General features: G+C 59.9%; 14 protein-coding genes. 8 read left to right on the top strand and 6 right to left on the bottom strand.

What is annotated here, in order from left to right; genetic code table 11:
• Positions 1 to 151: 151 nt before the first annotated feature.
• On the top strand, positions 152 to 679 hold the full coding sequence (locus J2D77_RS04805) for a DUF4142 domain-containing protein (protein WP_207845175.1): 528 nt from the start codon (positions 152 to 154) through the stop codon (positions 677 to 679).
• A gap of 143 nt (positions 680 to 822) precedes the next feature.
• Positions 823 to 1,680, top strand: a complete 858-nt coding sequence (locus tag J2D77_RS04800) for an SDR family oxidoreductase (RefSeq protein WP_207845174.1) — start codon at positions 823 to 825, stop codon at positions 1,678 to 1,680.
• 162 nt (positions 1,681 to 1,842) lie between these two features.
• Here J2D77_RS04800 and J2D77_RS04795 read toward each other — a convergent pair whose 3' ends face one another.
• The 5 genes from J2D77_RS04795 to J2D77_RS04775 all read right to left on the bottom strand — a co-directional run bounded on the left by J2D77_RS04795 (position 1,843) and on the right by J2D77_RS04775 (position 8,314).
• Positions 1,843 to 2,460 carry a YceI family protein gene (locus tag J2D77_RS04795; protein ID WP_207845173.1) on the bottom strand — a complete coding sequence of 206 codons (618 nt, stop codon included), beginning with the start codon at positions 2,458 to 2,460 and terminating at the stop codon, positions 1,843 to 1,845.
• Positions 2,461 to 2,642: 182 nt separating this feature from the next.
• Positions 2,643 to 4,124, bottom strand: coding sequence for an FAD-dependent monooxygenase (locus tag J2D77_RS04790; RefSeq protein ID WP_207845172.1), 1,482 nt, complete (start codon positions 4,122 to 4,124; stop codon positions 2,643 to 2,645).
• Between the two features lie 188 nt (positions 4,125 to 4,312).
• On the bottom strand, positions 4,313 to 6,589 hold the full coding sequence (locus J2D77_RS04785) for a CehA/McbA family metallohydrolase (protein ID WP_207845171.1): 2,277 nt from the start codon (positions 6,587 to 6,589) through the stop codon (positions 4,313 to 4,315).
• A gap of 183 nt (positions 6,590 to 6,772) precedes the next feature.
• The gene (locus tag J2D77_RS04780; protein WP_207845170.1) at positions 6,773 to 7,723 is read right to left on the bottom strand and encodes a FecR family protein; all 951 of its coding nucleotides are present in this window, start codon (positions 7,721 to 7,723) and stop codon (positions 6,773 to 6,775) included.
• 87 nt (positions 7,724 to 7,810) lie between these two features.
• A complete protein-coding gene (locus J2D77_RS04775; RefSeq protein WP_207845169.1) occupies positions 7,811 to 8,314 on the bottom strand; it encodes an RNA polymerase sigma factor in 504 nt (167 codons plus the stop codon).
• Between the two features lie 618 nt (positions 8,315 to 8,932).
• On the opposite strand from J2D77_RS04775, the gene J2D77_RS04770 reads away from it, so the two are divergent.
• Positions 8,933 to 11,425, top strand: coding sequence for a TonB-dependent siderophore receptor (locus tag J2D77_RS04770; RefSeq protein ID WP_207845168.1), 2,493 nt, complete (start codon positions 8,933 to 8,935; stop codon positions 11,423 to 11,425).
• A 167-nt stretch (positions 11,426 to 11,592) separates the two neighbouring features.
• On the opposite strand, the gene J2D77_RS04765 is transcribed toward J2D77_RS04770, so the two are convergent.
• A complete protein-coding gene (locus J2D77_RS04765) occupies positions 11,593 to 12,393 on the bottom strand; it encodes an energy transducer TonB (RefSeq protein WP_230975522.1) in 801 nt (266 codons plus the stop codon).
• Between the two features lie 276 nt (positions 12,394 to 12,669).
• Between J2D77_RS04765 and J2D77_RS04760 the strand changes: the two genes are divergently transcribed.
• The 5 genes from J2D77_RS04760 (at position 12,670) to J2D77_RS04740 (ending at position 18,556) form a co-directional block, all read left to right on the top strand.
• On the top strand, positions 12,670 to 13,218 hold the full coding sequence (locus J2D77_RS04760) for a hypothetical protein (RefSeq protein ID WP_207845167.1): 549 nt from the start codon (positions 12,670 to 12,672) through the stop codon (positions 13,216 to 13,218).
• Entirely contained in the window at positions 13,215 to 13,700 is a 486-nt protein-coding gene (locus tag J2D77_RS04755) for a hypothetical protein (RefSeq protein WP_207845166.1), read from the top strand. The genes J2D77_RS04760 and J2D77_RS04755 overlap by 4 nt, the downstream gene beginning before the upstream one ends.
• Positions 13,701 to 14,054: 354 nt before the next feature.
• Positions 14,055 to 14,561 carry an RNA polymerase sigma factor gene (locus J2D77_RS04750; RefSeq protein WP_207845165.1) on the top strand — a complete coding sequence of 169 codons (507 nt, stop codon included), beginning with the start codon at positions 14,055 to 14,057 and terminating at the stop codon, positions 14,559 to 14,561.
• 134 nt (positions 14,562 to 14,695) lie between these two features.
• Positions 14,696 to 15,655, top strand: coding sequence for a FecR family protein (locus tag J2D77_RS04745; protein WP_207845164.1), 960 nt, complete (start codon positions 14,696 to 14,698; stop codon positions 15,653 to 15,655).
• A 342-nt stretch (positions 15,656 to 15,997) separates the two neighbouring features.
• Positions 15,998 to 18,556 carry a TonB-dependent siderophore receptor gene (locus J2D77_RS04740; protein WP_207845163.1) on the top strand — a complete coding sequence of 853 codons (2,559 nt, stop codon included), beginning with the start codon at positions 15,998 to 16,000 and terminating at the stop codon, positions 18,554 to 18,556.
• Positions 18,557 to 18,928: the final 372 nt, after the last annotated feature.

Genomic DNA, 18,928 nt, shown 5'->3' with positions numbered 1-18,928 from the left:
CCCTCTCAACAGCAGAAATCCACAGCCAGTGACCCGATCGTCCTGCTCAGGGCGTCCTGCTCAGGGACCAGCCCTGCCCACGGGGCGTTTCGCCCAAGGGAGTGCTGGCGGGCGATCCCTCGTTCTCGCCCTGATCTAGGAGAGCCTTCCAATGAAAAAAAGTCTCATGCTCCTTATGGCTTTAAGCCTGTCGGTGCCCGCAGGAGCGCAATCCCTGTCAGAAAAAACCGGCATGAATGCCTTGGTGGGGGCCGCGCCCACAACGGCGGATTTCGTCAAGATCGCGACAGTCAGCGATCTGTTCGAAATCCAGTCCAGCGAACTGGCCCTTCAGGGTCAGGACCATGCGCTGAACACCTTTGCCACGACGATGATCCAGGATCACAAGAAAACATCCGCCGATCTGAAGGATATTATCGCCAGCAACAACCTGCCGGTCACGCAGCCCACGGCCATGGACGACAGCCACCAGGCAACGCTCGACAAGCTCAAGGGCCTGCAGGGCACCAGCTTTACCCGCGAATACCGCAAGGACCAGATTTCGGGACATGAGGATGCGGTGTCCCTTTTCCGTCGCTATTCCCAGGATGGCGACAACCCGGCATTGAAAACCTGGGCCACCCAGACCCTGCCACGGCTTGAGGACCACCTGAAAATGGCAAAAGCCCTGCCCCATTAGTCTTTTTTATCAACCCCATGCCACCGGACCCGCTGCCTTGCCCCGTGCCCATCGGCAATGACCGGCCCATGGGCCGTGGCGGTCGTTTTCATGTCAGGCACGACAAGGCAGCGCGTGCCGCCTGAAGAAAATGGAGAGGCCCCATGACACCCGACACCGAGCAGGGCTTTCCCCCCCAGCAGCAGAAACCGCCCGGGCGGACCGACGCCATGCGGCCCCGCCCCGACCATGGGGAGGCCACCTACAAGGGTTCAGGCCGCCTGGCGGGGAAAAAAGCCCTGATTACCGGCGGCGATTCCGGCATAGGGCGTGCGGTGGCGATCGCCTTCGCGCGCGAAGGGGCCGACGTGGCCATTGCCTACTACAATGAACATGACGATGCACAGGAGAGCGCATCCTGGGTGGAGGAAGCCGGATGCAAGGCCCTTCTGCTTCCCGGCGACATTACGGAGCGGCAGCATTGCCAGGCCCTTGTCGCACGCACGCTCGATGCCTTCGGCGGCATCGACATTCTTGTCAACAACGCCGCACATCAGAAAAGTATCGAAAATCTGGCCGATATTGACGAGGCCGAGTGGGACAGGACCTTCCGCACCAATATCTACAGCATATTCTTCCTATGCCAGGCCGCCGTCCCGCACATGAAGCCGGGGGCCGCGATCATCAACACCACATCCATCAACGCGACATCCCCGTCCGAACACCTGCTGGCCTATGCCGCGACCAAGGGCGCTGTTGCGAACTTTACGGCAGGGCTGGGCCAGCTTCTGGCCGCGCAGGGCATACGGGTCAACGCCGTCGCCCCCGGCCCGATCTGGACCCCGCTGATCCCCTCCACCATGCCGCCCGAAGCGGTGCGGACCTTCGGCCAGAACACGCCCATGGGCCGTGCGGGGCAGCCCGCAGAACTGGCTCCGGCCTATGTTCTCCTGGCCTCGGACGAAGCCAGTTACATCAGTTCGGCCATTCTCCCCGTTACCGGCGGGCGGCCGATGTTGTAAGCCCGCGCGGCTGGCCAGTTTGAAAGAGCGGTTCAAAACAACGCATTGATAAGAACCGGTAAAAGTTTCCAGGTGTCGCCTTTTTTCAAAAAGGCGACGTTCCTTGAAGCTTTTTGAAAAAAGCTTCACCAAAAACTTTTATCTGTCTTGTATCTGCGTGGATCAGTCCCGCCGTTCGAAGGCACCGGCAATGCGCAGCGTCACGCTATCGGACACGTAGGGGACGTACATTTTCACGCCGAAATCGCTGCGCTTGAGTGTCGCTGTTGCTTCGAAACCTGCTGTGTATTTCTTGTCCATCGCGTTCACGCCCGCCCCGATAAAGTGGACTTGCAGCGTTTCGGGCCTGGTGACACCGTGCAGGGTCAGGTTGCCGGTCACCACGGCATCGTTCTTGCCGGTCATTCGGATGGCGGTCGAATCAAAGGTCGCGGCGGGGAATTTTGCCGTATCGAACCACTGATCGCCCTTGAGTTCATCGGTCAGCCTGGCACTTGTGGTCTGCACGGACGCCACGGGAATGCTCACCGACAGTCTGGACGTGGCCGGGTTTTTCGTATCCAGGCTGAGCGTGCCCGACACGTTGGAAAAAACACCGGAATAGTTTGTAAAACCAAGATGCAGGACCGAGAACGTGATCTGCGTATGCGCGGGCTCGACATCGTAGGTGCCGGACTGGGCCTGCGCCGCATCGGTCACGACCTGCGCACAAGCCGGGTTGGCCGCCACCAGACCGAGTGCAAGACCTGCCACAGGCAAGGAAAACAGCTTGTAAGCCATGAAATATTACTCCGTTCAGTCCTGAATTCATGGACCGGGCCGCATGATCCGTCGTGGCCCCGGCCCCCCGTTTCTATGGCATCTTCCTTACCGGTCCGGATTGCCACAAGAAACAACAACCATGGAAACGTAAGGTTTCCATTTTTTATTCTGGTCGCGCGGCTGCGCTCGGCCGCCGTGTTTCAGATACGTTCCGGCACTGGCGGGCTGGCGGCTATTCTTGCCAGGGCGGCATCGATCACCAGCCAGTCCGCGCTTCGGGCGGCGGCGGCAACGTAGCCATCCGGCCGTACCAGCCAGATGCCGTTTTTATCGGGCGGCGGGCATGGAGCGGGGTTCAGCAGGGCGGCATGACGCGCGATGATCACCCGCACATCGGGGGTATCCGTGGCAGCCAGTGTAAAACGGGGTGCGTCCCCGCGCCCCAAGGGATGATCGGCCCAAAAGCGCTGCCCCGGGCGCGGACCACGCAGGCCGGTGGCGCAACCGGCGTTGAGGGGGCTGTGCGCATAGCCCACCCTGGTCCCCGCCAGCCGGTTGGCAATGGCGCGCGGAACCATGGGAATACGGAAAAGCCCACGCACGACAAGGCAGCGCACCAGCCGGGCCAAGCGGTTTTTGAGCAGGACAACCCGGGTAATGCGCCCGGAATCGTTCAGCACCTGTTGCGCGACGGTACTGCGTTCAGCACTGTAGCTGTCCAGCAGGTCTGGCCTAGCCTCCCCCCGTACGACAAGGGCCAGTTTCCAGGCGAGGTTGAAGGCGTCCTGCATGCCCGTATTCATGCCCTGGCCGCCGGCGGGGCTGTGGATATGGGCGGCATCCCCCGCCAGGAACACGCGCCCGGCGCGGTAGGTGCGTACCTTGCGTTCGTTGACGCCGAAATGCGACAGCCACAGCGGATCGGACAGGCTGACACCCCCCGGCCCCCGCCGGTCGACAATCGCCTGCACCACGCCCAGATCCATTGCAGGCGGCGGTGCTGCACCGATATCGGCAATAATCCGGTAGCGGCCGGGTGATATCGGAAAAAACATGACCGCACCGTCATGATGCCAGAAAATGGCCAGCTCGTCCGGGGGGAGGGCAAGGCCCGCAACCCGCGTATCGGCAATGATGAAGCCGGTGGGCAGGGTATCGCCTTCAAAACCCAGCCCAAGCCTGCGCCGCACGAAGGAATGCGCACCATCGCAGCCGATGAGCCAGCCTGCATCCACATGCTCGCTTTCGCCCCCGGCATGCGTGAGGGTGCACGTAACCCCCTCCCCCGTATCCACAAAGCCTGTCAGTTCGGTAGTACGCTCGATTGTTCCGCCAAGGGTCAGGAAATGCTCTTCCAGCAGGCGTTCCGTTTCCGATTGCGCGATAATGAGCAGGTAACGAAAAGACGACGCAATCCCCTTGAACGTGACACGGGCAAGACGCTGCCGGCCCGAATGAATGCCCAGCGTGCTGGCATGCAGGCCGGTCGCCACGAAGGCATCGGCGCAGCCCGCGGCATCGAGAAGCTCCAGGGTTCGGGACCAGACGGCAAGGGCGCGGGACTGATCGGTGCGCGCGGGCAATGTCTCGATCAGCCGGACGGGAACGCGGTAGCGGGCAAGTTCGGCGGCCATGGTCAGCCCCACCGGCCCCGCACCCACGACAAGAACAGGCTTCGACATGGTTTTTACCCGCAGGAGAAAACACCCAGCCCGATACAGGCCTGTTCAGCCCAAACCCCGCAAGGCCCGGATGGTTTCCGCCCTGCCTGTCACAGGGCGACGCTATAGGGGGCTCGCGCAAGGGTGGCGCAGGTGCGCCCCTTCATCGCACGCCGCGCTGGGGCGAAAGGGTGGGGTGGTCGCCGGATTCAATGGGCCGGTTTTGGTCCAGGCCGTACCCAGATCGGGTTGGTGTAGGCGGTGCACCCCGCTTTATCCTCAACGCTCAGGGCGTACCAGCCATCTGCCGCGCCTGCCGCATCCACCGTGACATGGACTGTATCGCGCTTGCCATCATAATCGATCAGGCGCGCGAGCTTGCCATTACGGATAATGGAGACACGCTTGAGACCATTGACGGCGCGAATGTCGAAGCCAAGCGCAACGGTGCCGCCGGCGGGTGCGAAAAAGGTTTCCCCGAACATATGATCGGGAAAGATCAGGGGGCCGTGGCTGACAAAGGCGTGGCCATGACGCGCCGCATCGATAAAGCCGGTAACTGTCAGCTTGCCCGGCACATATGCGTAAAGCCGCGCATTGCCCGATTGGGCGTTCCAGACATCATGCGTATCCGACCCGGCGGTCAGGAAATAGGGGTGATTTGTAGTCCACGACGCCCAGGCGCGGTTGAGCACCTTCGTGTCGTCACCGGGCATTGTGCCGTTGATTTCCAGCAGGTCGTAGGCGGGGTCCAGCCCGCCTTGCGCAACCCCCCTGTCCACACTTGCCAGGTAGCCTTCCCCCGGGGCGTCGGGGTGGTTGACCTGGATCGTCGTCGCACCCAGGCGGCGGGCTTCCCTGTACACATCGGTGGCGGTGGCCTTCGCCATTTCCAGCCGCAACGGCTCACCCAGCCGCAGGGGATAGGCATTGAAATGCCCCCAGGAGGGCGAGAACTCCGCCGAAGGAATGAACGGCACACCGCGCTGGTCCGCGATGGCCTGCAACGCCCTGTGGTTTGTCGTCAGATCGTGATCGCTGACCAGCAGCAGGTCCAGCCCCGCCGCCAGTTCGGACCGGGCAAGATCGGCAGGTGGGGTGACGCCATCGGCCTGATCGGAATGGTGGTGCATATCCGCCGTGTACCAGCCCAGCGCCTCGGGGCGGAAAAGACGCTCGATGCTGACATCTTCCGTGCTGGTCTGGCCCGGGCGAATATGAACTTTCACAAGAACGGGCCGCGCGGTAAAGCCCGCACCGGACTGGACGGAAAAAACATAATCGCCCACGGCCAGCGGAATATCCGCCTGCCCGATCCGGTCCAGTTCGGTAAAGAAGGTGTGCCGGCCCAGATATTGGACAAGGGGGCGCTGGCCCTGCTCGATCGCGATACTGGCATCGACCGGCCTGCCCGTAGCCCTGTCATGCACCAGAAGATGCAGGCGGCCCGGTGGTGCAAGCCCCGCAAAATCCTGCGTGCGCCTGTCCCCCTTGCCAAGGGTCACGGCAACGCCGGGCGTGTTCGCATAGCCCTCACCCGTGGCGTAGAACCGGTAGGAACCGGGGGCGAGCGTGAAGGCGTAATGCCCGTCCTGCCCCAGCGTCCAGGCCAGGGGCCTGCCGTTCTTTTCCACCACCACGACAGGGGCGGCCAGACCGGTGCCATCCGCCCCGCTCACCCGGCCGGAAATTTGCGCGACACCCTGGCCTTCACGCTGGATTTCAGAGGCGACAATGGGTGCCAGGTCACCGCGCGGGACAATCTGCAACCATCCATCGAACTGAGCGCTCTGCCCGGGCAGAAGGGTCGTCTGGCGATAGAGGTCCTTCTGCCCGAAGCCGAAGCGATCGAAGCCGGGCATGTGCATGGCAATGGCCCAGTCCCGATCATAGGCGGTGATCCGGTCCGCCAGCGCCCCGCCTGCCGGGCCCTCGGTCTGGTCTGGCAGGCCCGGAACGCCGAAGAAATACCCACCCATCGACCACAGCACAAAGCCCGACAGCGCCTTTTCCACCGGCCTGGGCCCGCCATTGGTCATGGTGACGGACAGATGCACGCTGTCATCCGCGTCCTTGAGAATATAGCGCGTGCGGATTTCGACCTGCCCCCATGTGCGCACCGCCTCCACAATGGCCTCGGCCGGTGTATCCTCGACAATCCGGACGGTCTGGCGGTCACTGGGCCACGCACTCCAGCTATTGGGCAGGAAGTCGGCGAAGGTCACCCGGTCGGGGCCGATCACACCCCCTGTAACAGGTGCCGCATCGATCAGCGCGCCGTGTGGAATGGCCCAGGGGGGTGCGGTTTTTACCGCAATCGCCACAGCCACCCGATCGTTCATGATCGTGATATCGCCCGCGGCATTCGCCTGCCCGTGGGGAATGGGCGTGGGGCCGACCACAACCCGCACCGCCGCCGATGCAGGCGCGCTGGCAAAAAGAAGAGCTACAAGTAAACCGGTCCGGCAGCGTAATCGCATCGCCATTTCCAAACTATGATCCACAACGGCTTCGACTGGCCAGCGAACGCCCCATCGCACGCGATCGGGGCGAGGTCCGGACGGGCATGGGGCCAAGGCCAGCCTTCCTTGCAGCCTGAAGCTTTTTGGAAAAAGCTTCACCAAAAACTTTTGCCAATTTTTATCAACGCGCTGTTTCGAAACAGGCCCTTATCCTTTTCGCAGCAGGAGAATACGGCCCGGCAGGCGCGTGACGGTCATTCCCGCTGTAGCGGCCATTGTCGCGATGGCCGTATCGGCCTGATCTATTCTGAACGCCCCGCTGATATGGGGCATATCGGCATCATTGGCCAGGACATAGACACGGCCCTGCCGGTAGCGGGCCATGGCGGCCACGGCAGTATGGATCGACGCATTGTCCAGAATGAGGTTGCCATGCGCCCATGCGGCGATCTCCTCCGGCGGAATGCCGTGTTCGACAGACGCACCAAGCGCGTTGGCGTAGCTGGCACGGTCCCCGGCCCCAAGCCTGATGGCGGGTTCGCCCTGTGGGGTATGCACATCCACACGCCCCTGAACCACCGCCACGCGAACATGCCGGGATTCCCTGCGTATTTCGAAAACCGTCCCGACATCCTCCGTCATTCCGCCACGCGCCAGCACGCGGAACGGGCGATGCGGGTCGTGCTTCACGTCAAAGAGCGCATTGCCCCGCAACAGCGTGACGGTCCGCTCCATTGGCGTGTAATGCGTGGCAATGGCGGTATCGCTGTCGAGAACGGCACGGGACCCATCGGCCAGGGTCAGTGTCTGTACCGCAGGCCCCGACCACCGATCGGCCTGGAGCCAGGTTGCCGCGACAGGCGCATAAAGAACAAGCAGGCACGCCGCCACGGCCGAGACACCAAGGAACAAACCGCGCCGGGCCTGTCTTCTGCGGCCCATCCGCCGCCAGGTGCCCAGTGCCGCCTGATCCTGTTCCTGCGAAACACGAAGGGCGCGCCATAAAGCCCGCTCACGCTCGAAGACCGTGTTGTTGTCTTCGGACGCCGCACGCCAGTGCCGGAATGCAGCCAGTTCGTCATCCGTCATGGCGCCCGATGCCATGCGGACGATCCAGCCGCGCGCGGTTTGCGTTCTATCGTGCGGTTCGTCTGTCACGTGGGATCCTTCGCCGTGTTGCCGCCTTTTCTTCCAGGACGCATGAACATCGGGCGATTGAACAAGCCGGTCATCATTGTGCGAAAATCAGCTCTGCCGCGCCGAGGATATGATTTCGAGCGCGCGGCATATGTAGCGACTGACAAGGGCCACGGAACGGCCCATGCGCGCGGCAATATCCTTCTGGGGCACACCATGAAAGCGATTGAGCAGGAAAATGGTTCTCATGGGTTCCGGAAGGGCCTCGACAGCCTTTTCGATCATCTCCAGTTCGTATCTGGCCGACACCGAACGTTCGGGCGAAGGTGTATCGTCTTCCAGCCAGAGTAGCGCATGGATATCGCTCTGGACCGTTTCGCGCCGCCTGGCACGCCGGGAATAGTCGATCGCCAGGTTGGAAGCCAGCCGATAGAGAAAGGCCCGGGGGTTGACGATCTCCGCCGCGTTTTCGATGCGCCTGATCTTTTCGAACAGCGACTGCACCGCGTCCTCGGCCGTATCCGGATTGCCGACGATCCGCTGGATGAGGCTGAGAAGCTTCGGGCGTTCCGTCGTGATCAAGTCGGTCAACACCGCGATATTGTCCTGCATGACGCGCTACCTGCCAGATGCTTCTTTTCTGGCTGACTAACATTGATAAGAATGACTTGCAACTTCGTCCCACCGGCGCTTCCGCCCCTCTCCCCGCACGCTTGAACAACCGCGCCTTCCTGCCTGTGCGCCTGATGGCTGTGACGTTCGGGTGGGACGAAATTCAACAGCGCGGCGTAATTTAAATTCCCCTGTTGCAAGATGGGCACCCGGCAAGCAGGACCGGATCTCCAGTAACCGTTCCGGTTCGCACAGGCCGGAAGACAGAGGGCAACGTCACGGCGGCATCTGCCCAAATTAACGTCACACGACAGGCAACATACTGATTTAGAAAAGGAAATTCACCAAAGCCCTGGGGCCGCGGCGTTGGTGTCGACCCGCGTGCAACGATGCGCGCCAAATGCTCCCACGCTATCCGCGCCGGCTGAGCATCCACCGCGGATAGCGCCCGAGCGAAAGAAAAAAGAGCCGAAGGTGTTGAGACCCCGTTCGCTGCGGCGTCATAGGTCTGTAGTTATTGAGAACCGCTATCATTTGCAACAAGGAGAAATATCGGTGCCGGACCACAGATTCGCTCGGAAGGTGTCGTTGTTGTCGCGATTAGGTGCGGCCGTCCTGATGACATCCACCTGTCTGGTGGAAATGGGAGGACGATCGGCTGCGGCGCAAACGGCCAGTGCGACACGGCACTTCTCTATCCCGGCCCAGCCGCTGCGCAACGCCTTACGGGATTATTTCCAGCAATCCGGCGTTCAGGTCGCCTACCCCACAATGATCGCAAGCGATGCCCGAAGCACGGCGATTTCGGGGGATATGACCCCGCAGGAAGCGTTATCCCGCCTGTTGAGCGGGACCGGCCTTATCTACCGTTCCACCGGGCCGAACAGCGTTTCTTTGCTGAAGGCATCTTCAGGCATAACGCTTGGGCCGGTTCGCGTCCAAGGTGCGGTGGCCCATGAAAGCCCCACCGGCCCGGGGGTGGGTTACGTTGCCGAAAATACCATGTCGGGCACCAAAACGGATACGCCGATCACCGAAATCCCGAATTCCATTTATGTCGTGACGAAGCAGCAGATGCAGGACCAGCAGGTGCAGAACCTGGCAGAGGCATTGCGCTACACACCGGGCATTTATGCCGAAGGCATGGGGCAGCAGACCAACGGGGCAGCGGCCGGGTTTGGCGGCGGCACCTTCATACAGCGGGGATTTTCGTCATCGCAGTTTATAGACGGGTTGATTTCGAATTCCGAGGTCGCGCTCGATCCGTCTTTTATCGAGCGCGTTGAAACGATCAATGGCCCGACATCCGTCATGTACGGCCAGGCAGCACCTGGCGGTATTATCAACGAAAGCCTGAAACGACCCACCGAAGCCCCTTTGCGCAATGTCACGGTCGGTTTTGGCAACTGGAACCGTTATGAAGCCACATTCGATGTCAGCGACAAGATCACGTCATCGGGGAACCTGAAATATCGCATTGCGGGCATTGGCGTTTCGCAAGACACGCAGACGGATTATGTCCGCTATCACCGTGTTGGGGTATCGCCTTCCTTTGACTGGAAGATTGACGACAAGACCGACCTGACCCTGATCGGCAACTACGTCTACACACCCGAGGATGGCGCTTATTCTTCCTACCTGCCGGCTGTCGGCACACTGTTTCCGGGAAAATACGGGCGTCTTTCGCGCCATCTTTTCATGGGCGAGCCGGGCTGGAACAACCATAAGGAAAGCGGGGCACTTTTTGAATATCTGTTTTCGCATCGGTTCAATTCTCACCTGACGTTTCAGCAGACATTCCGGTACGAGGAATCCAAAACGAATTTCAGCTATGTCTATACCAAATACGGTGCGCTCGATGCGGACGGGGTCACGCAGCCGCGCGTGGCCTTCGCCGTGCCCAACACCACACGTACCGCAGCCCTCGATTCCCATCTGGTCGGAAACTACCGTACAGGAGAAGTCCGGCATACGGCGATCGTGGGCGTGGATTTCTGGGATTATCATTCAAACGGCCAGTACTATCGTTCCGATGCGAACAGCCTGAATATTTACGCGCCGCAATACGGGAATTTCACCCCGCATTTCGGTTACCCCGGAATGGGCTCGGCGGATGCAACCTCCTGGTCCTGGTTCGGACGGGATACCTATGACCAGGTTGGCGTCTATTTTCAGGATCAGATCCGCTACAAGGGGCTGACCGTCACCCTGGGTGGGCGTGAGGACTGGTTTTCGCAATATAGCTGGTCAAAATCGAGCTTTCCCTATACGGGCACCAGCAGTACAACGACCTCTCCTTTTTCGACAAAGGCCTTTACCTGGCGCGCCGGGGCGACATATGAACTGGATTTCGGTCTTGCGCCCTATTTCAGCTATGCAACATCCTTCCAGCCACAGACGGGTACGGATGTGGAAGGCCATGCCTTCAAACCCACGCAAGGCAAGCAGTTCGAAGCCGGTCTGAAATACAAGCCGCACGGCTTCGACGCCCTGTTCACGGCCTCGGCTTTTCACATCGATCAGACGAATGTGCTGACATCGGACCCGCAAAATCCCGGTTATTCCATTCAGACGGGCCAGATGACATCCAAAGGATTCGAGGTTTCGGCACAGGCCAACGTGACCAGGGATCTGCGCATTCTCGCCTCCTACACCTATGACGACGTACGCTATTCAAAGAGCAATGACACGACCGTGCCATATTATTATGACCCGACATCGGTTCAGGACGGATATCACATGAGGGAGGGGGCAGCCGTTCCCCTGAAGGGAAAATACGCCGATGCCGTGCCCCGCAACATGACATCCCTGTTCGTCAACTATGCCTTGCCCAAAGGCAAACTGCGGGGGCTGGAATTTAATTTTGGCACCCGTTATGTGGGCTGGACATATGCCAACACGGCCAATTCTTTCAAGGTTCCTGCTTTTATTCTCTTCGATACCGGAATGCGGTACGATTTCGGAAAAGCCGCGTCTTTCCTGAAAGGACTTGTCGGGCAATTGACCATTTCCAACCTGACCAACAGATATTACGTCACCTCCTGCGGCACAGCACAGTGTTATATTGGCCAGGGGCGACGCGTTTATGGAAACCTCTCCTATAGCTGGTAAAATTTCATCTCTTTCTCAGACAGTCATGTTTGGCGGAAAACAAGAAAAGTTTTTGGTGAAGATTTTTTCAAAAAATCTTCCAAGAACGTCACCTTTTTGAAAAAAGGCGACACCCAAAAACTTTTATAGAATTTCTGTTTTTCTTGGTAAGAATTTATAATAACCCCTCAAGGCTCTCTTCCCCCTTCCTTGCTCAGATAGAATTCGACTGGCACTGTCAATGTGACGGGATCGCCCCCGATACTGTCCGGCGGTTCGGGCAGGGGCTCCGCCCGCCGGACAAGTGCCAGTGTCTCGCTATCGAGCAGGGCGTTGCCCGATGTCTGCGCAAGAGCAACCTCCAGCACATGCCCTTTGCGATCCATGCTGAAACGCACAAAGGCCGTGCCTTCCGCCTGTTCGGCCCGGGCGGCATTCGGATACTGCCGGAACACCTCCAACCGCCCCAGCAGGCGGGCCTGCCATGTACCGGGATCGTCACTGCCGCTGGCGTCATGCAGCCCGTCTTTTACCTGCCCTTGCGGGGCTGAAACAACCGTCTGATGGCCCTCCATGGCATCGGTCGCCACGGCCGGGGCGGGCGAAGGTCGGGGGAATCGGGCCTGCCTGACAGGGGGTTTGGGTCGTTTTTTCACCATCACATGCGGTGCCTGAACCGATTGACGCAGCATGTCCGCAACATCTGCCCTTGGTGCGGGCAAGGCCGGGGGCACCGGCCGGACCCGTTGCGCTTCAGGTACGGGCCTGCGCTGCTCGGGGGCTGTTACAGTCGCCACATGGGTGGGTACGCTGCTTTCCGGCGTGACCATATCCAGGGCAATGGCTGCGGGTTCGGGGACGGGTGGCGGATTATCCAGCGATACAGGCTGCCACAGGCAGGCGCCCAGCGCCGTGGTGCCAACGGTAAGGCAGAACAGGAAAGACAGGCCCCAGGTCCATCTCTCCCGCCGGGCCTGCGACTGGCGCATGGCGCGGCACCAGTCATGGAAAGGGAGTCCGGCAGACCCTGCGCTGCCATACGGCAAGGAGCGAACGGGCGCCTTACCATCCGCCGTCATGACAGGTGCCCCCATCGCGGCAGCCGCCACGCACCGCCGCGTTGAGAGGGTGCGTGAGGCTGAACGGTGCAGGAGAGAACGATCATCACATTTCATCGCAAAGAGGGATTGGCCTCTCTTTCATATTGCAATTAAGAAGCGTTCGCAATATAGAACGGAAACACCCACAGCGGCGAGGGAACGCCCATGAACGCCATTCTTGCGGAAAACCCCATGATCAGAGACGCGGCAAGCCGCACCATCGGTGCTGTCCGGCATGCCTTGCACGGACCGCGACGCTGTGACCTGGCATCGCAGCGCGCGACAGCGTGGGAAAATGATCTCGCCGCCATCAGCCCCCTGTTCCGCACGGCGCAGGAAACAATGCTGATCCTGCAAGGAGCTGGGTTGATACTGGCCCCACCGGGCACTGTCAGGATAACGCGGCATGAACGCCGCCTGCTGCGCGCAACGGCTGCCGCCCAGGATGAAGAGGACATGCTGATGGATAATGTCCTGTACAAACTCGCACCCCATCCGCAGGCCCGCCCTGCCCTGGCGCGCGCGGTAACAGTGCTGGCCAACAGCCTGGCGGGTTGCGGGCACTGGCTGTCCGCACCACCCCTGCCAGCCGGCGCCCTGGGGATGATGCGCATGCGCCGGGTCGATCTTGCGCGGGTAAGGGTCGCCTGGCCGGTCTCGGAAAGACGACGCAGCAGATACTCGGATAACGCAACAGAAGGAATGCAGCCATGACGATACCAAATGAAGCCGACCGGCGATCAGACCTGCCAAAGGCGGAAAAGACGCTGCTATGGTGCATCCGGGCCTGGGTTATCAGCCTGTCCGACCGTTCGGGCTATGCGGACCGGATCGAAGCGACGTTCGAAAAGCTGGGAATTAGCGAAACCGTCGCGGATCTGCACGGGCTCATGGTAGCGACCGGGCGGGGTGCCCGGCGGGTTATCGAGATCAACTGCATCTGCTCGCCCGGGGTTGGGGCGGATGAACGACGGCTGCTGGATGCCATCGCGCTTCAACAGCGGGAAAACCATGAAGATGCTTTCGATATCCTGACAGGCTTCATGACCGAGGCCGCCGCACTGGACGCCTGCGACCATATTTCCCGCCTGGCGCTGGCGTTAAGTGCTGCGGGGCATGTTTTCAAACAGCCGCATCAAGCAGCATGGCAGGGGTGGGACAGTGGACAGGTCATGCGCAGCTATGCATTGCATTGACCGCACGTGCCTTGGCGGGCTTCTGTAAAAGGCTGCTGCAAAGTTTGTTCAAGTAATATCCCAGCATTTATAAAAGTTTTTGGGTGTCGCCTTTTTTTTTCAAAAAGGTGCCGTTCCCTGAAGCTTTTTGAAAAAAGCTTCACCAAAAACTTTTATTCTTTATCAATCCGTTGGTTGGAAACCCTCTCTCCTGCGACACGCAGGCATCCCGGCCCGATCGCGGATCGACGCCTGCCACGCCTGTCCGATGGTTGCGAGATCGACGACCCTATGCCATGAAATTGCGAAAGACTCTTACCTTGTTCCAGTAACCCGTTGCCTGAAAGGGCATTTCGCCCCACGGAGGTCCCCGCCTTGAAGGCGAAACGCACGTCGCTCCAGCTTTACGAGGCCCATCGTGAGCGTTTGCTGAGCTATGCGAACCGTCTGTCGGGAGACCGCACCCTGGCCGAGGACATTGTCCAGGACACGTGGCTGCTCTTTGCCCGCCAGCCTGTCGAACAGATTGGCGCCCCATTCCAATATCTGCGCACCATCGTGCGCAACCTGTTCATAACCCGCCTGCGCCGTACCCGGAACGAAGGCACCGACGGTGTGGATTTCGACGCCGCTACGCAAGACATGGCGGACAATGCCGCGTCGCCCGAGGCCGCCGCCAGCGCGCGCGAGACCCTGGCCCGCGTCGTCGCGGCAGTAGACGCCATGCCGCCACGCCAGCGCGACGCGTTCAAACTCTATTATTTCGAAGGCCTGAAGCTGCGCGAAATTGCCATGCGTCTCGACCTGTCCATTCCGATGGTCCATCGGTTGATCGCCGATGGCATGACGATTTGCGACCGGATCTATGAGGAAGGGCTCTGACCCATCGTGCCCTGTCCGGAATTGGTAAAAAAAACCCTTCCTTCGCGCATCTCTCAAAGTAAGGGCGAAAAACGTCAGGCTGCGGGCCTGGCGTCTTGTTCCATTATCCTCCTGCTTTGGAGAATGCGCGCGCCATGACTGAACAGCGAACGCCCCGGCAGGCCGCCGCCGACTGGTACCTTTTTCTCCGCGAAGATCCGGACGACCGGGATTTGAAAATCCAGTTCGAACGCTGGCTGAATGAGGATCCGGCGCACGCGGCGGCCTGGGCGCGCATGAACGCGACCGCCACCCGGATCGTCACCGCCCATGAAACGCTGCATGGGCCTGCACCCGCAGGCACGCCGCTTTCAGCACCTGTGCGCAGGCGTGCCATTCGCCCTTCCCCGCGGTTTTTTCTGCCCATTGCCGCCTGTGCCGCCATCTGTGCGCTTGCGGTGCTGAACGGGCCGGATCTGCTCGTGGCCCTGCGGGCGGATTACGTGACCCCTGTCGGCGCAACCCGTGCCATCCGCCTGGCGGATGGCAGCGCGGTAACGCTGGGGCCCCGTTCGGCCATTGCCGTCAAGATGACACCCGACGGGCGGCACGTCAGGCTGCTGCGGGGCGAGGCCCTGTTCGACGTGCACCACGACGCTGAACGACCATTCAGCGTTCAGGCAGAGGATGTCGAAACCACCGATATCGGCACGGTGTTCGACGTGCGGATGCAGCGCAACGCCACCACGGTGGCCGTACGTCAGGGCGCGGTTCATGTCCGCCAGCCAGGCAGGGCGGATCGGGATCTTCAGCCCGGCCAGTGGATCCGTATTTCGGGCGATATCACCACGGGGACCATGCCTATCGATGCAATCGGCGCCTGGCGCACAGGAACCCTGATTGCGAACGACCAGACCGTTTCGGACGTGATCGCCGCACTTCGGCCATGGACCGGTGCGCGGATCGTGCTGACCAGCCGGGCGCTTGGCGAACAGCGCGTGACGGGAACCTATGACCTGCATCAGCCCGAGGCATCGCTTCGCCTGATCGTCGGACCTTATGGGGGGAGGGTCACACCCATCACGCCCTGGTTCGACATTATAAGCGCGCGCTGATCCCTCTGCCACGTTCGAGAAAATTTTTTCTTTCCAATTGGATAGATGAAAGCACGGGTGCGTGCGCAAAAAAAATCAGGCCGATTGGTTAAAAACCCTCTCCTGCACGCATCTCTAGAATCAGAAGATACTAATGCGACGTAATCGCATTTAGGCGAACAAGACACGCGCAAGCGACTGAAGGAGAGAGCCGCGCCAATGGACCCCAACGCCTGCCCGCAGAAAAGTTCCAGCCCGGCATATCCTGCCTCCACAAGTCCTGACATGACGCGTTCCGGCCTGGCGCATTCTGGCAGAGTGAATTCTGGCAAGGTGAATTCCAGGCCCGTGATTGCCAGAAGCGTGTCTCTTGCGCCCGCTCTCCTTCTGGCGGCCACGACCGCGCTGACAGCGTTGGTCAGTGAAAAAGCAGGTGCCCAGACCGCCACGCCCGCATCGCAGGGGGTGCCGTCGCATGGCCCGGATGCTCTGGTTCCGTTCAATATTCCCGCAGGCCCGCTCTCCAGCGCGCTGACCGCCTTCAGCATTCAGGCCCATACGCCCTTGGGGTCGCAGGCACCGGTGCTGGCGGGCAAGGTATCACCCGGCCTGCAAGGCCGGTTCACGACATCGGATGCGCTTGCCCGGCTTTTGCAGGGTAGCGGCCTGACCTATCGGCTCACTGCCGATCACGCCTACCAGATCGCGCCGGCGTCATCCAACATAACACTTGGTCCGGTGCGGGTGGGTGGCAGCCTTGGGCGGGAAAGTGCAACCGGCCCGGGCGTGGGCTATGTCGCCCATTATACCGAATCGGGTACAAAAACGGCAACACCACTCACGCAAATTCCAAATTCCATTTACGTTATCACGAAAGACGAAATTCTGGACCAGCAGGCCCAGAACATTAATGAAGTTCTGCGCTACATGCCCGGCGTTTATGCGGAAAGTGGCGGAACGGGCAATAACGGTGCGGCGGAAGGCAACCTGGCGGCCGGGTCATCGAGCAGTTTGAGCATGCGGGGTTTTGCTTCCAGCGAATTTGTCGACGGGATCCAGTCACGCTCCGCCTCTGCGGGTGAAACCGCTTTTGTGGAACGTGTCGAAGCCCTTATGGGGCCGTCTTCCGTACTTTACGGGGCCGCAAGCCCGGGGGGCATGATTCTCACGCGGCTGAAAACCCCCACGCAGACACCGTTGCGTAACGCCACAGTCGGATTTGGCAACTGGGGACGTTATGAGGCCACGGTCGATGTAAGCGACAAGATCAATACATCGGGCACCCTGAAATATCGCATTGCGGCGATCGGTGTGACGCAGGATACCCAGACTGATTACCTGCATTACAAAAGAGTGGGCGTCCTGCCCTCCATTAAATGGGATATTGATGACAAGACCAGCCTGACCCTTCTGGGCCAGTATATGTATACGCCTGAAAGCGGGCTGGCGACCGGCTACCCCGGTATTGGCACGCTGGTTCCCGGCAAATACGGGTATATTCCACGGAGCCGGTACCTGGGCGATCCGGGTGCGAATACCCATACGGCCCATGAAGGGGATTTTGAATATCAGTTTTATCATAAGTTCAACAGGTTTCTGGAATTTCACCAGACATTCCGATACGAAAACAGCAACGACTACATGAACCGGGTTATTCTGGTGCAGGGCCTTCAGTCCGACGGGGAAACCTATCCCCGCCATGCCACCATGGAAACGGACAAGGACAAGACCATTGCGCTGGACAGCCAACTGACGGGTCATTTTTCTGTTGGCGATGTTCACCAGACAGTCATTGCGGGCATGGATTTTCGGCGTGTCGAGATTGTGCAGAAGATTTCAACGCAGGTTACGGGCATTCCCTCCGTCGATATATGGGCCCCCCAATATTACGTATCCCACCCCGATTACAGCTTTACGGGCGACAATACCGTTCGCGTGACGAACGATTACGATACCGTGTACCAGAAGGGGATTTACTTCCAGGACCAGATAAAATGGAAAAAGCTGACCGTTACGCTGGGTGGGCGGCAGGACTGGTACAATAATGGCGGCCCGTATTACGCTGGCAGCCATACTGCCGCAACAACGACACCGGTCGTGTACACCCCGACCAAGGAAGCACCCTCCGCATCGAAATTCACGTGGCGGGCGGGGTTTACGTATAATTTCGACTTTGGGCTGACCCCTTACTTCAGTTATGCGACATCCTTTATTCCGCAGATCGGGTCGTTCAACGCAGACGGCCGGCCCATGGCCCCGCTGACCGGAGACCAGTTTGAAGCGGGGTTGAAATATATCATTCCCAAGACGGATATTTTCCTCACGGCATCCGCGTTCCATATCAAGGAACATCATTTCCAGGTTGATGATCCGGAAAATCCCGGGCTTGAAATGGATGCAGGCACGGTCGTGTCAAAAGGGATCGAAGTGTCGGCCCATGCCAATGTCACAAAAAACCTGCGCCTGACTGCCTCCTATTCCTTTGTGGATGCGAAGGTGACAAAAAGCGACACCAGTGTCGATAGATACGACATGTACGGAAACGATCTCGGGCTTGTTCCCGAGCAGGGCAAATACCTGGATAGCGTTCCAAGAAACATGGTGAACATGTTTGCGGATTACACGCTGCCGCGCTCCGTCCTGCCCGGTTTTGGCATCAATTTCGGCGCCCGTTATATTGGGTGGACCTATTCGGACAGCGCCAACTCCTACAAGCTGCCGCCCCATATTATTTTTGACGCGGGCGCACATTACGACTTTGGGCAGGCATCCCCCGTTCTGAAAGGCCTGTCCGCACGCCTTGCCATGTCCAACCTTGCCGATACGCGTTATCTGGCCTCCTGTTCATCCAACGGGTATGGCGGCACCTGCTATTATGGCCAGGGCCGCCGCGTATATGGAAATATCTCTTATTCGTGGTGACATTCCCCGCAACGATGGACGGCACCCTGTCGGCACAGGATTTGCTGCCGAAGCGATACAGGGGCGGCCGGGACGGGATGGCCCGGCTTGTGTCCGAGGGGGGGGCATGTCGTTCCCACACAGGGCGGGACGATACGTTTGCTGGAACAGGATAAGCCAGACTTTCCGGTTCAGCCGGCATAAAATTCCCCGCCGTCATTAGAAAAAGAAGCGGCTCGTTCGTCATATACAATAGAGAGTTTTGTTCACGCGCCACCTGTGCGGGGGAAACCCCGCGGCACGGGGCGCATAAAGGTCCAAAGGGGCGCTCCCCCATGGAGACAGGCATGAAAAGGCACAGCGTGGTGAAACGTATGCCACTGAGTTGCGAAT

The organism is Acetobacter garciniae (genome assembly GCF_017377735.1).
In the GTDB taxonomy this organism is placed as follows: Bacteria; Pseudomonadota; Alphaproteobacteria; order Acetobacterales; family Acetobacteraceae; genus Acetobacter; species Acetobacter garciniae.
Note: the sequence above shows the minus strand (reverse complement) of the source record. Positions and strands in the feature narration are given on the sequence as shown.